Origin of the sequence: Bacillus cereus group sp. MYBKT111-2 (genome assembly GCF_051915205.1) — a bacterium.
Taxonomy (GTDB): Bacteria; Bacillota; Bacilli; order Bacillales; family Bacillaceae_G; genus Bacillus_A; species Bacillus_A paranthracis.
Genome location: NZ_JBQAEG010000001.1, coordinates 749,218 through 762,865 on the forward strand (window position 1 = coordinate 749,218; position 13,648 = coordinate 762,865).

Consider the following 13,648-nt stretch of genomic DNA (forward strand, 5'->3'; position numbering starts at 1 on the left):
AAACATCTTTACTTCTATTTGCACTTTCTTTACTTATTGTTTTAAACTCGTTGACTCGTTTTAATTTTCTGATAATTTAATCATAAAGAAAGAAAGAAAGGGAGGTACGAAAAATGGAAGTTCGTCTTTCTAAAGAAGAAAATACTTCTTTGCAAACAATTCAAACGAAGAACACATCGAAATGGATCATTAGCTATCGAAAACTGAAAAAAAATAAGATGGCATTTATCGGGGGTATTATCGTTCTTTTCTATATTTTAATAGCTATATTTGCCCCATTGTTAGCACCCTACAATCCATTTGATATTCAGTTAGTTAACAAATTACAACCACCATCTATGGAACATTGGATGGGAACAGATGATAAAGGCAGAGATATTTTAAGCCGCCTTTTACACGGGACACGCCTTTCGTTACTTGTTGGATTTTCTTCTGTATTTATAGGGGCATTGTTCGGCATTATTCTTGGTATCATTTCTGGTTATTACGGTGGATGGTTTGACACAATCATTATGCGAATCATTGATATTATGCTAGCTTTCCCTGGTATTTTACTTGCTCTTGCCATTGTAGGCGCACTAGGACCAAGTCTTGTAAACGTAATTATCGCTATTGGCTTTTTCTCAATCCCTATGTTCGCTCGTATCGTTAGAGCTTCTACATTAACAGTAAAAAAATTAGAGTATATCGATGCTATAAGAGCACTAGGGGCAAATGATTTTACTATTATTATGAAACACATATTCCCTAACATCTTATCACCTATTATCGTCCAAGCTACTTTACGCTTAGCTACAGCAATTTTATCTGCAGCTGGATTATCATTTTTAGGACTTGGAGCGCAACCACCTTCACCTGAATGGGGTGCCATGTTAAGTAATGGGCGCGACTTTTTATTTACCGCACCACATATTGCAATGTTTCCTGGAATCGCAATGTCTACACTCGTAATCGGTTTAAACATGTTTGGTGACGGATTACGTGATGCACTAGATCCGAGACTTAAAAAATAGAAAGGGGCATTATACATGCTAATGTTTATTTTTCGTAGAATACTACAATTAATTCCCGTTCTTTTCGGCGTTGTATTCGTCGTTTTCTTAATTATGCAAATGGTACCCGGTGACCCAGCTCTCCTTATCGCTGGTGAAGGAGCATCAAAAGAAACTGTCGAGCAAATACGCCATCAATTAGGATTAGACAAACCCTTTATCATGCAATATTTCTCTTATATCGGAAATATATTACAAGGAGATTTCGGGGTTTCAATTCGTTCTAACCGCCCAGTGTTAGACGAAGTATTAATCCGCCTTCCAATCACTATTGAACTCGCACTGTGTAGTATCGTCATTACAGTTGTAATTGGGATGATTGCTGGTATCATCTCTGCTACAAAGCAATATTCTTGGACAGATGTTTCTATTATGATTATCGCTTTGTTAGGTGTCTCATTACCAAGCTTTTGGTTTGGACTTATGCTCATTTTCTACTTCTCTGTCCAAATTCAAATATTCCCGGTTTCTGGTTGGGGAACTTGGATGCACATGGTTTTACCAGCACTTACACTTGGTGCATCTGGCGCAGCAATTGTAGCACGTATGACTCGCTCAAGTATGCTTGATGTTATACGCCAAGATTATATACGAACAGCAAGAGCAAAAGGGGTAAAAGAAAGAGTTGTTATATATAAACATGCTTTGAGAAACGCATTAATTCCCGTTATTACTGTTGTTGGATTACAATTTGGTGCCCTTTTAGGCGGTACAGTTTTAGTAGAATCAGTTTTTGCTATAAATGGACTTGGAAGATTGATCGTAGACGCCATCCGAATGAGAGACTTACCAATGTTACAAGGAGGCGTATTAATCGCCTCGGTCATCTTCGTTCTAGTCAATCTTATTGTTGATATTTTATACCGTCATTTCAATAAACGTATTGAGCTTAATTAAGGGGGTGCACAAACATGAATAAAAAGGAAGAGGTATTACAAGTTAAAGATTTAAAAACACATTTCTTTACAGACGAAGGTGTAAGCAAAGCGGTTGATGGTTTAAATTTCTCTGTTTCTAAAGGAGAAACACTCGGCATCGTAGGTGAATCTGGTTGTGGGAAGAGTATCACTTCTCTATCCATTATGAGATTAATTGACCGAGAAAGCGGCAGTAAAATTGAGGGGAGCATTTTATTTAAAGGAAAAGATTTATTACAACAAAACGAAGCTGAAATGCGTGCAATTCGCGGAAATCAAATCTCAATGATTTTCCAAGAACCAATGACATCTTTGAATCCAGTATATTCTGTTGGGGAACAGATCGCAGAAGCAATTCGTATCCATCAAAAATTAAATAAAAAGGAAGCTTGGAATAAAGCCGTAGATATGTTGAAACTAGTTGGAATTCCTTCTCCTGAAAAGCGTGCAAAACAAGAGCCTCATGAACTAAGTGGAGGAATGCGACAACGCATTATGATTGCAATGGCACTTGCTTGCAATCCAGATTTACTCATTGCAGACGAACCAACAACTGCTCTTGATGTAACAATTCAAGCCCAAATATTATCACTTATGAAATCACTTCAAAAACAACTCGGTATGGGAATTATCATGATTACACATGACTTAGGAGTCGTGTCAGAAACATGCGATAGAGTCGCCGTTATGTACGCTGGAAAAATCGTCGAATATGCAGATATCGAGCATATATTTACTAGTCCAAAACATCCTTATACAATAGGACTTCTTCAATCTCTTCCAAGACTCGATACAGACCAAGAAGAGTTACAAACTATTCCTGGATCCGTACCGAGTCCATACCATATGCCGAGCGGATGTCGCTTTGCTGATAGATGCACACATGCAAAAGAACTATGTCACAATACTCTTCCAGAACTTCAACTCACACAAGATGGAAGTAAAGTTCGATGCTGGATGTTTACAGACCTTTGGGATAAATCATCTTCAGAAAAATTGGAGGTATTATAATATGTCTACTGCTACGCAAATAAATAAAAAAGAGTTATTACAAGTACAAAACTTAAAACAATACTTCCCTATAAAAAAAGGAATTCTAGGACGCTCTATTAACTATATTAAAGCGGTTGACGATATTAGCTTTACAATTTACGAAAAGGAAACTGTTAGTATTGTTGGTGAATCTGGTTGCGGAAAATCCACCACTGGGCGTGCAATATTACGCCTTGATGAAGCAACAAGTGGAAAAATTATTTTTCAAGACAAGGATTTACTAGAATTAAATAACTCAGCAATGCGAAAGGTTCGAAAAGATTTACAAGTTATTTTTCAAGATCCCTTTGCTTCTTTAAACCCTAGGCAAACTGTAGGGAGCATTTTAGAAGAAGCTATAGCCATTCAAAACGTATGCCCAAAAGGTGAAAGAATGGCGAAAGTTATTGAGCTGCTCGGGAAAGTTGGTCTTCCACCTGATGCAGTGAAGCGCTATCCACATGAATTTAGCGGTGGTCAACGACAAAGAATCGGAATCGCACGCGCCTTAGCTGTTAATCCAAAACTCATTATTTGTGACGAGGCTGTCTCCGCCTTAGATGTTTCAGTGCAAGCACAAGTTTTAAATTTATTAAAGCAGTTGCAACAACAATACGGGTTAACATATTTATTCATCTCTCACGACTTAGCTGTCGTTCGTCACATATCAGATCGCATCATTGTAATGTACCTTGGTACCATTGTGGAGATTGCCGATAAACATTCTCTTTTTAACAATCCGCAACACCCTTACACAAAAGCGCTTCTCTCAGCAATTCCTACCATTAGTGCAGGAACGAAAAAAGAACGCATTGAACTTAAAGGAGACCTCCCCTCTCCTCTAAACCCGCCAAAAGGCTGTCGTTTTCATACTCGTTGTCCGTATGCCATTGAAAAATGCGCTACGCAGCAACCAAGTTTTCAATCTATAAGCGAAGGTCATAAAGTAGCCTGTCATATCATTTGATCCGAGTCTGAATAATAGAAACATTTACAACGCTTTAGTATAATAATAAAAAACAAGATTGAGGTATGTATGTTAACTTATGAAGCATTTGCTGTATTAATAACTATACTTGTCTTAGCTCCAATTTTTGGAGCTATTATTTTATTATGTTTATTTATTTTTGAAAAACGAATCGATTTACTAGAAAGTGAAAAGAAAAAAATAGCACTGGAACGAGAGTTGCAACAGTCTTTATATCATCAACTTACGCAACAAATTCAGCCTCATTTTTTATTCAATACATTAAATACAATTTTGAGCTTAGCTCGTCTACAGAGAACAGATGAAGTTGTCAAATCACTCGAGATCTTTTCTCTATTTTTGAAAGGAAAATATAAAACAACAGATTTGTTAATTCCAATCTCTGAAGAACTGGCTTATACGAATTATTATATTGAGATTCAAAAAATGCGGTTTCGCTCGAGACTTTCAATAAATATTACTTCTTCTGAAGATTTACAGAATGCTTATATTCCACCTTTCGTTATTCAAACGTTAGTTGAGAATTCTTTTAAACACGGTCTTGAAAAAAAAGCTGGTCAAGCTATTTTAAATATTCATCTACACAATACAAATAACCGAATTACACTTCTAGTATCCGACAACGGTACTCAAAACGAACCATTTACTTCCCATACGGAAGAAAGCGGATACGGACTTGAAAATATAAAACAACGATTTCGGTTATTCTTTCAAGAACAAACTACATTCTCTTTCCTCTCTACAAAAGAGAATGGCACGAAAGTAGAAATCACATGGCCTTTCATCACAGAAAAAAACACAGAGGAGGTAATACAAAAATGAACGTGCTATTAGTAGATGACGAACCACTGGAACTGGAACAATTAGAATTTCTTATCCACCGTCAGTTCCCTAATTGGACATTACATCTAGCTTTAGATGCGGCTGAAGCTTTACGTATAAATGAAAAATTCTCAATTCATTTGGCACTTTTAGATATTCACCTTCCGGGCATATCCGGCCTACAACTAGGTGAGAAATTAAAAAATAATAACTCTAACCTCGATATCATTATTGTAACCGCATATCAAAATTTCGATTATGCAAAACAATCTATTCGTCTAGGCGTTATTGACTACATAACAAAGCCAATTATAGAGAAAGAACTCATCGATATATTACAAAAGTACAAAGGAGATGCTAATACCCCTTCCTACTCACGTATTATTCAAGATACATTAGACATCATCCATGAAACTTTTCATGACAAACTACACTTAGCAGACATCGCAACTAAAGTACATACAAATCCGACTTATTTAAGCCGAAAATTCCATGAAGAAGTAGGGGTTTCATTTTCCGGATATATCATGCAATATCGGATTGAAATGTCACAGAAATATTTAATGGAACACCCACATTGGTGTATCTCTCAAATCTCTGAAAGATCTGGTTTTAATAGTCAGCATTATTTCAGCACTGTTTTTCGTAAGATGACCGGAATGACTCCGAAAGAATATAGAGACGAGGGATAAATTGTGAAGAAAAACAACTCAGCTTTCACACCTTTACAATTAGGCATTGGAACTGGTACTGTTCTTTTATTATCTAAATGGGTCGCAAGTATATCGACGCTCGCTTTACCTGAATCGATTATTAATTATGGGCTAATCGCTGGTATTCTTTATGCGATGATTGGCCCTTTTACTCTTATTTTATTGGGGATTTTAATAAAAAAAATACGTTCTACATTCCCAGAAGGAGAATCCATTCACGATTACTTATCTTATAAACTTTCTCGCAAAGGATATATAATTGTATGCTCTTTCCTTGTTCTATTAAGTATAGAAAGTATGTTCATTCAAACGAAAGTTGCTAGTATTTTACTTAATGTTTTTTTCCATATTCCATATACATTGGGTTCTTTCCTTTTCATTACCCTTTGTACAATATTCGTAATATTAAGTAACGCAAAGCTATTTACTAAAATGGCTATTATGCAAACTGTATTAATGTTTTCTACTATGATCATTATTCCAATTTATTTTTTTGTGCAAGATGGCATTACCCATGTATACGATGGAATCCGCTTATATCACCCGTACTTGCTATTTTATGAAAATAGAAATGGAATATATTTTCTTACTGCCGGTATTCTCATTGAAACAGGAAGAGTATTAATAAGCCCTGCATCTTGGGATAAAGCTTTCCGTATTCATCCTAAAAAAATTATTCCAACTTTTTTACTATCAGGATTTATATGGATTACTATCCCTTTGGCATTCGCTTCTCTAATTATGATAGTTATCTTTAGTGGGAGCTTAGATCATTTATACGATCTTCTAGTCCAGCTTCCAAAAAAAATAGAATTTACCATTTTATTTTATCTGCTCGTTATCGGTTCGTTAAGCGCAATAACTTCTAGTTTTATTTCTTGGATGCATGGATTTACTAAACTCATTCGAGATTTTATACCGATGATACCTACAAAAATAAATTTCAAATTATATACAACTCATTTTATTTCTATCACTATCGGATTTTTAGCTTTTTTCATTACAATTACTACAAACTATACGATTTTAGAAATTATTTTTTTCTTTGGTATTCTTTATACATCTCTTATCATCACAATATTATTCGTTATTTTCAGCAAGCAAAAAATCAGCATCATTATACCGCTCATCTCGATTATTGGTGCTCTTATCGGTTATGTAGTTTACTTCTTAATCGGTCCTTTAACGAGCATTTGGGTTAGTATAGCGGTTACTCTTTCACTAAGTATTTGTTATCTGTTTTCACATTGGATACATCAACAATTCAATTATAAAATGAAACAATAATATGAGGCCTTTTTGGTAGCTTAAATTTTGCTACCTAAGACCTTTTTATTTTTACCGCAAACTATTATACTGCGCTATAAATTAGATTTATTGTTTATATGACCTCACATCTAAATTGTAAAATACAGTTCACTTTATAAAAAAATGTCATACAACCTCATAGTCTCCTCATAGATTTCCATATAGAATAGAAGTATATAGTTTGCTATAAAAAGGAGTTGATCGTAATATGTCAAAAAAATTATATAAATCCGAAACTGATAAAATGCTATTTGGTGTATGTGGTGGTTTAGGAGAATATTTTGATATTAGCTCTACTCTCATTCGCATACTTTGGGTTATTGCTATTTTATGTTTTGGGACTGGTTTTTTAGTTTATTTCATTTGTTTATTACTTATGCCGCGTTCGTACTAGTGACATTATGCATATACTTAATGGAAATATAAAAAATCACCTATAGCATTCTATAGGTGATTTTTTCACGAAGAATATTTCATCGTTAAATGTAATACCGCCACTTCATCTTCTTCATTCTTATAACTATGTTTCTTATTCGCTTCAAATTGAATAGAGTCAAACTCATTTAATTCGTAAACATCGCTTTCTACTTGAATTGATACTTTCCCTTTCATTACCGTTACAAGCTCAATAGCACCTTCATGATGAGCTTCTGGTTCATATATACTATTCGATCGTAAACAAGCACGATGCATTTCCATCCCCGTTTCTTTCGTATAACGGAACATTGTTTCTAAATGCCATGCTTGTCCTACGTCTACTGCAAATCCTTCTCCGCAGCGCGCAACAGCTACAGGTTCTCCAACAACCATCAATCTCGATAAAGGAATCGATAATCCTTTCGTTATTTTCCAAATGACGGCTAACGTCGGATTCGTTTCGCCTCTTTCAATCTTTCCTAATGTTAATTTACTAACCCCTGTTTTTTGAGCTAATTCTTCTAAACTTAATTTTTGTTCATTTCGAATTTGCCTTAATAACTGACCTACTTGCTGAATGACTTCTTTCGTTTGCATATCTTCATGTTCTTTCATCTATAAAACCACCTTAAAATATAAAATAGTTTACTTTTATCTAGATAAAGTATATCATACTATACATAATCATTAAATTCCGAAAGGAGTGCTATACTTCATGCGCGCAATTTTATTAGGCCTTTTATCATCAGCCTTTTTTTCCGCAACTTTTATTATAAATCGAGCGATGAATGTATCTGGAACGAGCTGGGCTTGGACAGCTTCCTTCCGTTTTTTATTTGCTCTCCCTATTTTATTCCTTATCGTTTTATTTCGCAAAAACTTAAGGGAGTTATGGGAAGAATTAAAGAAACATCCATTGGCTTGGATCGGGTGGGGTTCTGTTGCTGGTATTGGTTTCTATTCTTTATTAAGTTTTGCAGCTGTCTTTTCTCCAGCTTGGCTCGTTGCTGGAACTTGGCAAGTTACGATATTAGCAGGTTTACTACTCTCGCCATTATTTTTCGTTAAAATAGAAACGAAATCAGGAACAAAACTTGTACGCGGAAAAATTCCACTTCGTAGTTTATATGTCGCATTATTTATTTTACTTGGTGTAATTTGTATGCAAACAACTGCTGCAGGTCACATTACAATAACTCAGTTCATTTCAGGGTTTTTACCTGTCGTGTTAGCTGCTTTCTTATATCCGTTCGGTAACCGAAAAATGATGGAACTTGTTGGCGGGCGTCTTGATACATTCCAACGTGTATTAGGAATGGCAATAGGCAGTCTTCCTATAACAATTTTACTTGGTATATACGGATTTTCTACTACTGGTATTCCAACATCAAGCCAAATGCTACAAGGATTTTTGTTAGCATTATGTTCTGGCGTTATAGCGACAATGACATTTTTCTTTGCTACTGACTTAGCCAAAGATAATCTCGCTCTACTTGGAGCTGTTGAAGCAACGCAAGCTGGAACGATGGTCTTTACCGTGCTTGGCGAAATTATTTTCTTAAATGGTTCATTTCCTGGCGGGCTTTCCCTACTTGGAATGATTATTATTATGTTAGGAATGGTTGCAAATAGCATTTTAAACCGTTCTGTTCCAGTCGTTAAACAGAAAAAAACAGCATAAAAAAAGAGTATGGTTCTGTGACAAAGAACTATACTCTTTTTTATTGTCCCCCTATTGTGCCTTATCAGAATAGTATTTCATTAACGGTTTATACTAAAACCTATGTTATAATACGGTTCATGCGCAACAATAGGAGGTAAATTATGTTAAAAAAAGCAATCGCTGAATTTATTGGTACATTTGTACTAGTATTATTCGGAACTGGAGTAGCTGTCATTGGCGGCGGAATTGAAGGAATTGGAACACTAGGAATCGCTATGGCTTTCGGTCTATCTATTGTGGCTATGGCATATAGCATCGGAACAATTTCTGGATGTCACATTAACCCAGCAGTATCAGTAGCTATGTTCATCAACAAACGAATGAACGCTATGGAACTTTGTTATTATGTATTAGCTCAAATTTTAGGTGGTTTATTAGGAACTGCAACGTTAGTAACAATTTTAAAATCTGCTAAAACACCTTTAGATAATTTAGGACAAAACGGTTTTGGAACTCTTGGTTTATCTGGAGCATTTCTAGTTGAATTTATTTTAACTTTCGTATTCATTTTAGTGATCGTTGCTGTAACAGGTAAAAAAGGAAGTTCTTCTCTAGCAGGATTAGTAATTGGTTTCACATTAGTTTTAGTTCACTTATTAGGTATTCCGTTAACTGGAACTTCTGTTAACCCAGCTCGTAGTATCGCCCCAGCTTTATTCGCTGGCGGAGAAGCCCTTTCTCAACTATGGGTATTCATCATCGCACCAATTCTTGGTGGTATCGTAGCAGCTATCGTAGGTAAATTCATTTTAAATACTGAAAAATAGAATTTTCAATATTTCTGAATAAAAAAAGGCGAGCCCTCATTACGAGGATGCTCGCTTTTTTACTCTTTCATTTTAGACTTTAAATTTGTAACTAGTTGATCTACCGTTACATTTGCAAGTACATTTTCCATCGCTTCTTGTGCTTGCATTAAAATAATTTCTAATACTGATTGAATATTAGCTCCTACTGGACATTCAATGTTGGGATTTTCATGGAAGGAAAATAGCTGTCCTTCTTCTACAACTTCCACTGCTTTATATACATCAAGTAATGTAATTTCTTCTAAATCACGAGCAAGTGTCGTACCACCTTTACCAGCTTGTACATCAACAAGTCCTGCTCTCTTCAACATTCCTGTAATGCGACGAATCACAACTGGATTTGTATTCACACTACCGGCAATCCATTCAGAGGTACAGCGAGAGTTTCGATCTATCGCAAGTAATGTCAGCATATGAACACCTACTGTAAAACGACTACTAATCCCCATCTGCACACCCTCCTTTTTATTCATTCTATTAAAAGACGACTCTTATTATTATATACTATTTTTAATTTATACATAAAGAAAAAGCATGATTTCAATAGAAAACCATGCTTTTCTCTCGTTATTGACGCTTTATGAATTTTGCTAAGTCTTTAAATTTCACTTTGTCTGAGTAATTCATTACACCATTTACGTAAATGCGGCTTGTTAGCATATTGACGATAACAATAGTCACCAATAAAATGACTAACGTCACAATAATTTCTACAGTGCCCGCTTCACCAGATACAAGTCTTGAAAAAGTAACCATAGGTGTAAAGAATGGAATATATGAACTAACTATAGCTAATGTACTATTTGGATCAAATAATGATTTAAGACTAATAAAAAATGCCGCCATACCTAACATTGTAATTGGGAACGAAAGAGATTGCACATCCTCAATTTTTGATACAACAGCACCAACCGCTGCATATAGCATTGCGTATAGTAAGTAACCCGTAACAAAATACACAAAGAACATACTAATTACTACAGCATCCAATTTAGAAAAATCTAGTGTAAGTCCTATTAAGGATGCATTATCTAAATCCACCCACCCTAATAAATTTGGTACAAGAAAACCGAAAGAAGCAATAACAAGTAATAGTAAAGCACTAGAAACAATTGCTAAAATTTTGGCATGTAGCATTGTTAATGGTTTTACTTTCGGAAGCATTAACTCCATAACACGAGATGATTTTTCAGATGCCACAGTTGTTCCAATTGCAGCACCAAAGATAACAATAAACATATATAAAGCAAACGAGAAAACATAACCAATTCCAAAGGAAGATGCATGATCCTTTACTGCCTCTTGCTTTAACGGAATTTCCATCTGTAACTGCTTTGCTACTTCTGCAGATACATTATTTTTTTCGATCATTACCGCTGTATATTGTTCTTTTAAATAACTCGCCATAAGTGTAGCAGTTGATTGACTTGGAAAACCACTATACATATACGTCACTTCTGGAATACCATTCTTTTCTGTAATACGGAATAAACCGTCTAAATCCCCATCTTCCACTTGCTTACGTAACTCATTAAACTTATCCTTATTTTCTACCGTTACTTTAGCAGACGGGAGTAACTTTGTTACATCACTTTCTTGCACTTTATACGTATCACTTTCTGTTACTACAGCAAATTTATCTTTTCCTTTATCATTATCAGCAGTGAAATGATTAAAGGCAAAAAGGCCAAACACAACTAAAAACAAAATCGCACTCGTAATTAATGATTTTTTAGATAAAAATGCTTCTCTAAAATAAAATGAAAATACGTGAGAAAATTTACGCATCGTTATTTCGCCCTCTCTACAAAAATTTCGTTTAACGTCGGCTCTAACATTTTAAATTGTCGTAAGGTAACACCTTGTTCTTGTAATTGTTGTAAAATGTTTAGAGCTTCTGCATCATCTTGTACTCGCACATAAAGAAGGCCTTGTTGTTTTTCATACGATACATGTATAGCTTCTAATCCCTTCTCATTCACTTCTGTATCTTCAATCGTTAAATTACGGAAACCATATTGTTTTTTAATATCACTTAATTGGCCTTTTACGACTGCTTCGCCTTTTTTCAAAATACATACATGTTGGCAAAAAGCCTCTACTTGTTCCATACGATGACTAGATAAAATAATTGTCTTTCCGCTCTGTACTTGTTCTTCAATAATGCTAGCTAACATTCCAGCATTCACTGGATCCAGTCCGCTAAATGGCTCATCTAAAATGAGAAGTTCTGGATTATGAAGAAGAGCAGCAATTAATTGAATTTTTTGCTGGTTCCCTTTTGAAAGCTCTCCTGCTGTTTTAAATTTATATTCTGGTATTGCTAATCGATCTAACCAGTGATCAATAGCAAGATCTACTTCTTTTTTCGTCATTCCTTCTAATCTACCAAAATATCGCAACTGGTCTATTACTCTACTTTTAGTATATAAACCTCTTTCTTCTGGTAAGTATCCTATCGTTACCCCACTAGTCCCAAATGGTTTTCCATCCCATGTAATAGAGCCTTCATTAGGCGTTAATAATCCGAGAAGCATTTTGATTGTCGTTGTTTTTCCTGCACCATTTCGTCCAAGTAATCCTAACACTTCACCTTTTGGTAACGAAATTTGCAAGCCGTTAACTGCTTTTGATTCCCCAAATTGTTTCGTTAAGTTTTGAATTTGTAAACTCAAAGTATAAAGCCTCCCCTTTATTATCATTCATACTCTCTTTCAAAGACTATGTTTATTCAGGATAAAATATAGCACTACACTCCATCCTCTTATTATGTAGCATCTCTCTAATCCATCATTTGTTTCATTTAGTTAAAATTGTAAATAAAATCACATGATTTGTCAATTATTATTGTCATTTCGACAATTAAACTTGTCAAAATAATTCCCATCATTTTTTCTCATCTTTCTAATATAGGACATACTACTATATATACAAAAGACAATATGCAAATGTTCATACGAAAAATATTATTTTTCGATATATAATATTAACTGGTTTTCTAACATCAAGGAGGGTACATATGAAGATGAAAAGGGGCATTACCACTTTATTATCTGTAGCGGTTCTATCTACATCGCTTGTAGCATGTTCAGGAACACAAGAGAAAACAGTGGCGAAAGAAGAGAAAGTAAAATTAACAGACCAGCAATTAATGGCTGATTTATGGTATCAAACAGCCGGTGAAACGAAAGCACTGTACTACCAAGGATACAATATCGGTCAATTGAAGCTTGATGCAGTTCTTGCAAAAGGAACAGAGAAAAAACCTGCTATCGTACTTGATTTAGATGAAACTGTTTTAGACAACAGTCCTCATCAAGCAATGAGCGTAAAAACAGGCAAAGGCTATCCATATAAATGGGATGATTGGATTAATAAGGCTGAAGCTGAAGCCCTCCCAGGTGCAATTGATTTCTTAAAATATACAGAGTCTAAAGGTGTAGATATTTACTACATCTCAAATCGTAAAACGAACCAACTAGATGCAACAATTAAAAATCTTGAACGTGTAGGTGCTCCTCAAGCAACGAAAGAACATATATTACTACAAGACCCGAAAGAAAAAGGAAAAGAAAAACGACGTGAACTCGTTTCTCAAACACATGATATCGTCTTATTCTTCGGTGATAACTTATCTGACTTCACTGGTTTTGATGGAAAGTCTGTAAAAGATCGCAATCAAGCAGTAGCAGATTCAAAAGCACAATTTGGTGAGAAATTTATTATTTTCCCAAATCCGATGTATGGTGATTGGGAAGGCGCTTTATATGATTATGATTTCAAAAAATCAGATGCAGAAAAAGATAAAATCCGCCATGACAACTTAAAATCATTTGATGCAAAATAAAAGAGGATGGCATGTGCCCT

Annotated in this window: 15 protein-coding genes; 11 read left to right on the forward strand and 4 right to left on the reverse strand. The window is 35.0% G+C overall.

Going from position 1 to position 13,648, the window contains the following annotated elements; translation table 11 throughout:
• The first annotated feature begins 113 nt into the window (after nt 1-113).
• The 8 genes from nikC to ACTFNE_RS04000 all read left to right on the forward strand — a co-directional run bounded on the left by nikC (nt 114) and on the right by ACTFNE_RS04000 (nt 7,226).
• Nucleotides 114-1,013: a nickel transporter permease gene (gene nikC / locus ACTFNE_RS03965; protein ID WP_000453816.1), complete on the forward strand. Its 900-nt coding sequence runs from the start codon at nt 114-116 to the stop codon at nt 1,011-1,013.
• Between the two features lie 15 nt (nt 1,014-1,028).
• A complete protein-coding gene (gene nikB / locus ACTFNE_RS03970) occupies nt 1,029-1,949 on the forward strand; it encodes a nickel ABC transporter permease (protein ID WP_000928487.1) in 921 nt (306 codons plus the stop codon).
• Nucleotides 1,950-1,963: 14 nt separating this feature from the next.
• Nucleotides 1,964-2,980 (forward strand): ABC transporter ATP-binding protein, encoded by a 1,017-nt coding sequence (locus ACTFNE_RS03975; RefSeq protein ID WP_001034321.1) that lies wholly within the window; start codon nt 1,964-1,966, stop codon nt 2,978-2,980.
• Between the two features lies 1 nt (nt 2,981).
• On the forward strand, nt 2,982-3,968 hold the full coding sequence (locus ACTFNE_RS03980) for an ABC transporter ATP-binding protein (protein WP_000102013.1): 987 nt from the start codon (nt 2,982-2,984) through the stop codon (nt 3,966-3,968).
• Nucleotides 3,969-4,037: 69 nt separating this feature from the next.
• Nucleotides 4,038-4,811 carry a sensor histidine kinase gene (locus ACTFNE_RS03985; protein ID WP_046198121.1) on the forward strand — a complete coding sequence of 258 codons (774 nt, stop codon included), beginning with the start codon at nt 4,038-4,040 and terminating at the stop codon, nt 4,809-4,811.
• On the forward strand, nt 4,808-5,503 hold the full coding sequence (locus ACTFNE_RS03990) for a response regulator transcription factor (protein ID WP_046198122.1): 696 nt from the start codon (nt 4,808-4,810) through the stop codon (nt 5,501-5,503). The genes ACTFNE_RS03985 and ACTFNE_RS03990 overlap by 4 nt, the downstream gene beginning before the upstream one ends.
• 3 nt (nt 5,504-5,506) lie before the next feature.
• Entirely contained in the window at nt 5,507-6,811 is a 1,305-nt protein-coding gene (locus ACTFNE_RS03995; RefSeq protein ID WP_046198123.1) for a sodium:solute symporter, read from the forward strand.
• 229 nt (nt 6,812-7,040) lie between these two features.
• Nucleotides 7,041-7,226 carry a PspC domain-containing protein gene (locus tag ACTFNE_RS04000; protein WP_000038792.1) on the forward strand — a complete coding sequence of 62 codons (186 nt, stop codon included), beginning with the start codon at nt 7,041-7,043 and terminating at the stop codon, nt 7,224-7,226.
• A gap of 65 nt (nt 7,227-7,291) precedes the next feature.
• Here ACTFNE_RS04000 and ACTFNE_RS04005 read toward each other — a convergent pair whose 3' ends face one another.
• Nucleotides 7,292-7,864 (reverse strand): helix-turn-helix domain-containing protein, encoded by a 573-nt coding sequence (locus tag ACTFNE_RS04005; RefSeq protein ID WP_000658051.1) that lies wholly within the window; start codon nt 7,862-7,864, stop codon nt 7,292-7,294.
• A 100-nt stretch (nt 7,865-7,964) separates the two neighbouring features.
• On the opposite strand from ACTFNE_RS04005, the gene ACTFNE_RS04010 reads away from it, so the two are divergent.
• Both ACTFNE_RS04010 and ACTFNE_RS04015 read left to right on the forward strand, forming a co-directional pair.
• Nucleotides 7,965-8,930 (forward strand): DMT family transporter, encoded by a 966-nt coding sequence (locus tag ACTFNE_RS04010; RefSeq protein ID WP_046198124.1) that lies wholly within the window; start codon nt 7,965-7,967, stop codon nt 8,928-8,930.
• A gap of 143 nt (nt 8,931-9,073) precedes the next feature.
• A complete protein-coding gene (locus tag ACTFNE_RS04015) occupies nt 9,074-9,739 on the forward strand; it encodes an MIP/aquaporin family protein (protein WP_000913198.1) in 666 nt (221 codons plus the stop codon).
• A gap of 59 nt (nt 9,740-9,798) precedes the next feature.
• Here the strand turns inward: ACTFNE_RS04015 and ACTFNE_RS04020 are convergent, their stop codons facing one another.
• From ACTFNE_RS04020 to ACTFNE_RS04030, 3 genes are all read right to left on the reverse strand, one after another.
• Nucleotides 9,799-10,230, reverse strand: coding sequence for an Rrf2 family transcriptional regulator (locus tag ACTFNE_RS04020; RefSeq protein WP_000512998.1), 432 nt, complete (start codon nt 10,228-10,230; stop codon nt 9,799-9,801).
• 118 nt (nt 10,231-10,348) lie between these two features.
• Nucleotides 10,349-11,569, reverse strand: a complete 1,221-nt coding sequence (locus ACTFNE_RS04025; RefSeq protein ID WP_001225004.1) for an ABC transporter permease — start codon at nt 11,567-11,569, stop codon at nt 10,349-10,351.
• Between the two features lie 2 nt (nt 11,570-11,571).
• On the reverse strand, nt 11,572-12,456 hold the full coding sequence (locus ACTFNE_RS04030; protein WP_000058123.1) for an ABC transporter ATP-binding protein: 885 nt from the start codon (nt 12,454-12,456) through the stop codon (nt 11,572-11,574).
• A 344-nt stretch (nt 12,457-12,800) separates the two neighbouring features.
• On the opposite strand from ACTFNE_RS04030, the gene ACTFNE_RS04035 reads away from it, so the two are divergent.
• Nucleotides 12,801-13,628, forward strand: coding sequence for a 5'-nucleotidase, lipoprotein e(P4) family (locus ACTFNE_RS04035; RefSeq protein ID WP_046198125.1), 828 nt, complete (start codon nt 12,801-12,803; stop codon nt 13,626-13,628).
• The last annotated feature ends 20 nt before the right edge of the window (nt 13,629-13,648 follow it).